This window comes from Occallatibacter sp., from assembly GCF_049510455.1.
In the GTDB taxonomy this organism is placed as follows: Bacteria; Acidobacteriota; Terriglobia; order Terriglobales; family Acidobacteriaceae; genus Telmatobacter.
In genome coordinates this window covers 1-4,378 of record NZ_JBEKYX010000174.1, presented here as the reverse complement: position 1 = coordinate 4,378, position 4,378 = coordinate 1, and the positions used below count along the sequence as shown (strand labels likewise).

4 protein-coding genes and 1 tRNA gene are annotated in these 4,378 nt (G+C 58.6%); 1 reads left to right on the top strand and 4 read right to left on the bottom strand.

The window, feature by feature from the left end; genetic code table 11:
* Positions 1–326 precede the first annotated feature (326 nt).
* The 4 genes from ABSG47_RS20380 to ABSG47_RS20365 are packed head-to-tail and all read right to left on the bottom strand — an operon-like array spanning position 327 to position 4,100.
* Positions 327–647, bottom strand: a complete 321-nt coding sequence (locus ABSG47_RS20380) for a BrnA antitoxin family protein (protein WP_424172250.1) — start codon at positions 645–647, stop codon at positions 327–329.
* Positions 628–900 carry a BrnT family toxin gene (locus tag ABSG47_RS20375; RefSeq protein ID WP_424172247.1) on the bottom strand — a complete coding sequence of 91 codons (273 nt, stop codon included), beginning with the start codon at positions 898–900 and terminating at the stop codon, positions 628–630. Before ABSG47_RS20375 ends, ABSG47_RS20380 begins: the two co-directional genes overlap by 20 nt.
* 36 nt (positions 901–936) lie before the next feature.
* Entirely contained in the window at positions 937–2,487 is a 1,551-nt protein-coding gene (locus tag ABSG47_RS20370) for a hypothetical protein (RefSeq protein WP_424172244.1), read from the bottom strand.
* A 41-nt stretch (positions 2,488–2,528) separates the two neighbouring features.
* Positions 2,529–4,100, bottom strand: coding sequence for an adenosine deaminase family protein (locus ABSG47_RS20365; protein ID WP_424172241.1), 1,572 nt, complete (start codon positions 4,098–4,100; stop codon positions 2,529–2,531).
* 203 nt (positions 4,101–4,303) lie between these two features.
* On the opposite strand from ABSG47_RS20365, the gene ABSG47_RS20360 reads away from it, so the two are divergent.
* Positions 4,304–4,378 (top strand) — tRNA-Phe (locus tag ABSG47_RS20360).

Genomic DNA, 4,378 nt, shown 5'->3' with positions numbered 1-4,378 from the left:
TGCGATCGTGCGACCGCAACAACTCACGCTTCCAGCCGGATAATCGCCTCTCCATCGCCAACGCCGGAGAACCACGCCCAGAGCACCATCAGACTACCACTTATCTACAACTGTAGTACTAGATCGGCAGGAAGCCGTTGATGAATTTGATAAGTTTGTCAGAATCGCAGCTATAGCTGCCGAATTCCTGCAGGGATTTGATGCACAAATTGAAACTGACTCGGCTGGTCGTGAGAGTTGTCGGAGCAAATATGCTGAGGTACGTGATGGATACTTGCGCTTTTGCTTTTGATTGAAAACGGAGGCGCGCAAAGATCTCGGTACAACTATGCCCTCTTTCTGATCGCATCCGTCAGCACGGAGTCAATCCGAGTCTGCCACCCCGGCCCACCAGCTTTGAAGTGTTCAATGACTTCCGGCGAGAGTCGAAGCGAGACCAGCTTCTTTGTCGGAGTCTTCTGAGGACCGCGCTTGCCGCGCCGCACCACTTTGCCGTGGCGGGTCACATTGGCACTCAGAAGCCATGCCCGTGTAGCCTCCGCATCATTCGGATCATATGGCCCATCTTCTGGATCATAGGGAATCGTATCGCTGTCCTTTATGGCCAGTACACGATTCCAATCGCTTTCACTCTTGGTCTTTTTCATATAGATCGCGCTCCTGACGACTTGCCCGGCGAAAGGAGATAATCCTCACATCTTCACCGCGCTCGGTATAAATCAGAGTCAACACCCGTCCATGTATTTCAGCGAGAGCAATATCCATCCGCCTATGCTCTCCTGGCCAGCTGGTATCGTAGGTGGACTTATCGGGGTTTTCATCCGCCATCCAAGCCTCTTTGAAATCAAGACCGTGCTTCTCCAGATTCGATTTGCGCTTGGTCTCATCCCAGACGTACACAGCTTAATTGTAGCTACAATTAAATAAAGTGCAAGCCTAGATTTCCAGCAGCACCAGCGCACCACTTGCGGCAGGCACATGAATCTGCGCTGATGAGCCATTCACTTCGAGCCGTTCGGTAGTCCGCGCGCTCCAGTAAGCTTGTGGATCAACTTCAGCGCCGGCGAGGGTTACGCTTTCCGTGGCGTCGAGCGCCGAGGCCTGCAACCGCCAGGAGGCGCTTGCGGAGCGGATGCGTTGCGGCGACTGAATGGCAAGATCAAGCGGCTGAGCAGCATCCTTATTGAAGATAGCGATCTTGATCGTCTTTCCGACCCTGGCGGCGTAGGCTGTGGCATTCACGCCATTCACGTCAAGGCTGGCATCGAGCAGCGTGCCGCCTGTAAGCTGGTTTGCCATCATCATGCCGTAGAAAATCGGCATAGCCTTCACCGGCGTGCCCGGCTCCACGCGAATGGGCGTGTAATAGCCCGCGCGCATGGTTTGCGGCTTCTTGGCCACGTCCATGCCGGGAGTGTGGTCGCCGAGGCTGGCGCTCAGGAAAGCTCCGCTGCCGCCATGAAAGTTGACGCCGCTGCAGCCGAACGAGGCCAGCTCCAGCATGTAATCGCCGGCCCAGAGTGCGGAGGCGAATGCGTCACTCATGCCGGGCTTGCCGCCGCGATAACAGGAGTTGCCTTCCGTCATGCGATAGACGATCCCGCGCGGCTGCGTGATGGCTTCAATGCGCTTCATGTCGTCGGCGATCTTCGGATTGCCACGCAGCAAGTGCTCGATGGTGACGCGGGGATCGTTGGGCGGGCCCGAGGCGTAGTAGTGACCGGTGACGGCTACGATCTTTCCCGGCAACTCAACTGTCATGCGCTCGCCGAAGCGCGTAACCCAGTCCGATGACCCAGCCACATCCGGCCCGGCGAATTTCGCATTCGGAACCTTTGCCAGAATCGCGCGTGCAAAGCCCGCCCACTCGCGCGCGTAGTCGTCAAAGTCCCATCCCGGTGGGCGCGTGCCGTTTGAGGCCGAGCGATAAAGGTCCGGTTCATTGCCGATCTGGAAGTATTCAAGATAGCCCGACAGTTTTGACGCGACATACGCAGCTTCCGTAGCGGCGCGCTCAGGCGTGTTGTTGCCGAAGTTAATTCCGTAGATGATGCGCCAGCCGGTGGCTTTGAGAAAGCCCGCGAGGTTATCAACGGCCTGCGGCGTGATGCGGAAGAGCCGATGCGGCATCCAGTTGGCGTTCAGGTCGCCGGATGGCACGTGAAGTTTCGGCTCGGGCGTGGAGGCATCTGCCTGAAACCAGCAGAACTCGCTGCTGTTGCCGCCAATGCGCAGCACGCCATTGGCGCTGAGCGTGCGGCAATGCGCAATGAGGCTCGTACTTGCGGCGGAGAAAAACTCAGGCTCGCTGAGCTGCGCAAGCTCAAAGCTCAAACCCGTATAGGTGAGCGGGATGCGGGTCTCAACCGAGCGCTCAGTAAGACGCAACGCAGAGGATGCTGCGCTGAGCGGGAAGCTATGTGCAGGCCATGCGGCCGCGGTTGCCGCGGCTGCGCCGGTTCGGAGGAGGAATGAGCGCCGGTTCATAAGCCCACTCACTCTACCACCGGCGGACCACGTCAGTCCGATCAGAACTTTGCTTCAAAGGCGCGGAAGCGGCGCTCCTGCTCCCACTGCGCTGTGGCCTTTTGGCTGCCTGCGAGAAATGTTTTGCAGGCCGCAGAAGCGTTGTCTCCACCCAGCGTCTGTCCTTTGCAGGCAGATACCGGAGCGGTGAAAACATCCATCGAGGCCCACAGGCTGGCGCCGGGCAGGAAGTTGTGTTCCATGCCGGTGCGCGCAAGTTGCTTTAGATCGGCATAGGTGAGGCGGTAATCGAGCGCGGCGCGCACGTATTCGTTCGTGAGATCGATGCGGCTCACGCCCTCATCATCCGTAGAAAGCGCAACAGGCACATGCGCGGCGCGGTAGTACGGAAAAGGATGCTGCGCGCCGGCGATGCCGAGAATACCATCATTGGAGCTGAGGTTGATCTCGACCATGATGTGCTTTGCAGCCATCTCTTTGAGCAGCTCCTGAGCGTTGTCCTCAAAGAAGACATCGACACCGTGGCCGATGCGCTCAGCGTGGGCCAACTCCACGGCCTGACGGATGTGAAATCGCAATCCCTCTGGCGGAACCTGACCTGGAGCCAGCTCGCCCGCATGCAGGCTGATGTGCACGGCGGGATAAACGGAGCGCAGATACTCAATCATCTTCATCTGCAGCGTGTAATCGCGCATGGAGATGAAGCCGTCTTCGGGTTGGACGAAGTTGATACCGATGAAACCCGGCTCGCCCGCAGCGATGCTGGCCTGCACAGTCTCAAAGCCTAGAAGTGTTTGCGCAAAGACCTGCTCCGGCGCAAAGCCGCGCAGGACCTGGTAGATGTAGCGGACCTCGACATTGCATGCAAGAGCGGCTTGCGGCGTGCCACAGTGTTCCAGTTCGTGGCGGCTTGTCTCCATTGCACGCGGGCGCTCCATGTCGGGTGCAACCTCATCGCGCAGATTTGCCTTGAGCAGTGTTTCGCGGTACGCGGCAAAGTCCGGATGCAGCCGATCAATGGTGATCTGCTGCGAGATTTGCGCGGCGTGCCCAAAGGGTGGCGTATCCATCAGCTCCAGGTATTGCTGGTTCTGCGCGGCGGCGCGGCTGGCCACCTCGTCCACCCACTCGCCGCCATGCCGCTTGTCCAATCCGCCAAAGCGCGCAAAGGTGGCAAAGAACTGATCATGGCCGCTGAATCCGGATGTGGGAACAAAGCTGCGCATCGAAAAGGAATTGATGAGCCGGTCGTAAAGATCCTGATCGGCAGGGGTGATATTCCCGCTGAGGCGCGTTGCGGGCACAAGCGGAGCAGCACAGGGAGGCTTCGCAAATTGAAGCGCTGCCGGATCGACGCAGATGCCATCCTCGGCGGCGTTGCGGATGAAGGTTTCAGCATAGACCGCGCCGGAGAGATGCACATGCAGATCAGCACCCTTGGGAAACTGTGCGAGAAAGGCAAGCGCGGACAAAGGGCCTTCTTTTACCGCAGTTTCATAAGCCCGCGCAGCGCGCTGTTCAGCCGCGGGGGCGGCTTTTGCCGCAGGTGGGGCCGCAACAGCGGCCGCAGGAATCAGGCAGAGAAGCGAGAAGCTGGCTGTAAGGAGGCGCATCGCACTTCAGTGTAGGACAGCGGCGTGGCCATCAGCGCAAAATTTGATATATGAGCAGATGAATCGTGTTTGGCCGCAGGGCGAAGGCTTGTTATACTGAACAGGTTGTTGCAGCGCTGTCCGAGGAACTTCCCACCTGATCCGGCTACGATTCGATTTTGGCCGGACTCCCTCACAGGAATTGCAACTCAAATTTGCACTGAGGCCAGATAGCTCAGTGGTAGAGCGCGGCCCTGAAAAGGCCGGCGTCGGCGGTTCGATCCCGTCTCTGGCCACCA

What these genes read in the sequence shown, in the direction of transcription:
- ABSG47_RS20380 (WP_424172250.1), bottom strand. Translation starts at nt 647, where the DNA reads ATGAAAAAGACCAAGAGTGAAAGCGATTGGAATCGTGTACTGGCCATA.
- ABSG47_RS20370 (WP_424172244.1), bottom strand. Translation starts at nt 2,487, where the DNA reads ATGAACCGGCGCTCATTCCTCCTCCGAACCGGCGCAGCCGCGGCAACC.
- ABSG47_RS20365 (WP_424172241.1), bottom strand. Translation starts at nt 4,100, where the DNA reads ATGCGCCTCCTTACAGCCAGCTTCTCGCTTCTCTGCCTGATTCCTGCG.